2 protein-coding genes are annotated in these 2571 nt (G+C 44.5%); both read left to right on the forward strand.

Annotated features, from left to right (window positions below; all coding sequences use genetic code 11):
* Positions 1-401: 401 nt before the first annotated feature.
* Complete coding sequence (locus tag QAS77_RS11480) at positions 402-773, forward strand: VOC family protein (RefSeq protein ID WP_305065692.1); 372 nt, start codon at positions 402-404, stop codon at positions 771-773.
* Positions 774-819: 46 nt separating this feature from the next.
* A complete protein-coding gene (locus tag QAS77_RS11485) occupies positions 820-2544 on the forward strand; it encodes a 2-oxoacid:acceptor oxidoreductase subunit alpha (protein ID WP_305065694.1) in 1725 nt (574 codons plus the stop codon).
* Positions 2545-2571: the final 27 nt, after the last annotated feature.

The following is a 2571-nucleotide window of genomic DNA, read 5'->3' on the forward strand; positions in this document are numbered from 1 at the left end:
TACCCATCTTGATTCCATCGCTCCTGCCATGTATATCCTGTTTGTTTTGAACTCCCTATTCTTTGTATTGATTCTTCAACACTCAATTCCCCATAACGATATTTGATGAAATATAGTCTTTTCAGGAGTGTTGCATTCTTCTCTAATTTTATCTGCTTGTCTAACTCTTCAACGGTCATATGCCGTTCAATAAAGATCCCCTCAGGTCTAACCATGGAACTGTCTATATAACGAATTAGTCTAATAATTTGGGGTTTTAACTATAATGTAACTCTGACAATAAAGGACCATCCTTACTGGATCGATATTTCTGGTTCTTTTTTGTTTTTTATTACTACTCCATCACTTACCCAAACCTTAAATCGATTAACTGTCATATTAAATTTGGGAGTGATACATCTATGCCGACGATTGCACATTTTGACTTGCCTGCCAACGATATTGACAGGGCAAAAGAGTTCTACGCCGAGTTGTTCGACTGGAAATTTGAAAAAGTACCGGGACCTCTGGACTACTACTTCATAGAGACGGAATCCCTCGAAGGTGAGAAAGGGGTCGGCGGAGGAATGGGACTTCGTGGAAGCCCTGAACAGAGAATAACCAATTTCATCGAAGTTGCATCGGTTGAAGACTATTGCACTCGTGTTGAAAAGCTCGGAGGAACAGTGTTACAGCCAAAGATGCCTGTTCCAGGTTGGGGCCATCTTGCAGTTTGTATGGATACCGAAGAGAACACCTTCGGATTGTGGGAAGTTGATGAGAACGCAGCATAAGAGAAGTTTCTGATCAAAACTATCTTATTATCAAAGGGGACAAAATATGAACACAGACCTTGTGATAAAAGTAGGCGGTGCCGCAGGCCAGGGTTTACAGACCATCGGCGTAGTGCTCGCAAAGACATTCAAGAAAAGTGGTTTCAACGTTTTTACTACTCAGTTCTATCTTTCAAGGGTAAGGGGTGGACACAATACTTATCAGGTACGTATAAGCAATGAACCGATAAGGGCAATGACCGAGAAAGTCGATATCCTGATAGCTCTTGATGAGGCGTCCATCAACGAGCATCTGAACGAGATATCTGATGGTGTTGTAATAGTTGACACTGATGTTATCAAGATAGAACAGATGAATGATTCTTTCTTCCATGTTCCAATGCTGAAGATCGCAAAGGATGTTTGCGGGAACAAGATCTATTCCAACTCTGTCGCAATCGGTGCTGCGCTGGGCCTTATGTGCTTCAATTTTGAGTATCTCGAACGTGTATTGACTGCGACCTTCCGGAAAAAAGGCGATGAAATAATTGCGAATAACATAAAAGCAGCACGTGCAGGTTATGATCACGCCAAAAATAACTTCCCTTCAGCATGTAAGTTTGCCGTAAAAGAGCCTCTGGGCAAGGATGGAAGGATGCTCATTGCAGGCAATGATGCCGTTGCCCTTGGCGCTCTTGCAGCAGGAGTTCAATTCCTGGCAGCGTATCCCATGACACCTTCAACAGGTGTTATGACCTATATATCCGCAAAAGCCGATGATTTCAATGTTGTTGTCGAACAGGCGGAAGATGAGATCGCTGCTTTGAACATGGTCCTTGGTGCATCCTATGCAGGTGTGAGAACCATGACCACCACATCAGGCGGAGGTTTCTGCCTTATGGCCGAAGCACTGGGCCTTGCAGGGATAACCGAAACACCTGCAGTGATATTCCTCTCACAGAGACCGGGACCTGCCACAGGTCTGCCCACAATGACCGAACAGGGTGATCTGCAGTTCGTTCTGACAGCTGCACAGGGAGAATTCCCAAGATGCATACTGACACCTGGGACGCCTGATGATTGTTTTTATCTGACAGCAAAGGCGTTCAATATCGCAGAGAAGTTCCAGATCCCGGTATTTGTAATGAGTGACCAGTACCTTGCAGATTCCCTTTTCACCTGTGAGAAGTTCGACACTTCGAAGATAGAGATAGACAGGCATCTGCTTTCTGATGATGAACTTAAGGACAAAAAAGAGTACAACAGATATGAATTAACACCCACCGGCATATCTCCAAGGGCCATTCCAGGTCAGGCAGGATTTACAGTTGTCGTTGACAGTGATGAACATAATGAGACCGGTCATCTTGACCAGACGATCGATAACCGTATCCTGATGAACGAGAAGAGAATGAAGAAACTAAAGCTTCTGGAGAAGGAAATGGAAGCTCCAAAGCTTTATGGTTATAAGAAAGCTGACATCACTTTGATCGGCTGGGGTTCTACATACGGCCCACTTCTGGAAGTTGTGGACATCCTCACAAGCGAAGGTCATGCTGTCGACCACTTGCATTTTACCCATGTATATCCTTTGCCGGTGGATGCAATAAAAGATATGCTGGCTGATGCGGGAAAGCTAGTTTGCGTGGAGAACAATGCAACCGGACAGTTTGCGAGGCTCTTCGAGTGTGAGACTGGATTACGAATTGATGAGAATATATTGAGGTCTGACGGGAAACCCTACACTCCCGAACACATAATACGAGCTCTTGAACAGAAGAAGGTGATCTGAGATGGTAAGCGTGGAAGATTTTGGTGA

The sequence above is a fragment of the Methanococcoides sp. genome (assembly GCF_030594565.1).
Lineage (GTDB): Archaea > Halobacteriota > Methanosarcinia > Methanosarcinales > Methanosarcinaceae > Methanococcoides > Methanococcoides seepicolus.

Excerpts from the sequence above, each read along its gene's own strand:
- QAS77_RS11480 (WP_305065692.1), top strand. The coding sequence starts at position 402 with ATGCCGACGATTGCACATTTTGACTTGCCTGCCAACGATATTGACAGG.
- QAS77_RS11485 (WP_305065694.1), top strand. The coding sequence starts at position 820 with ATGAACACAGACCTTGTGATAAAAGTAGGCGGTGCCGCAGGCCAGGGT.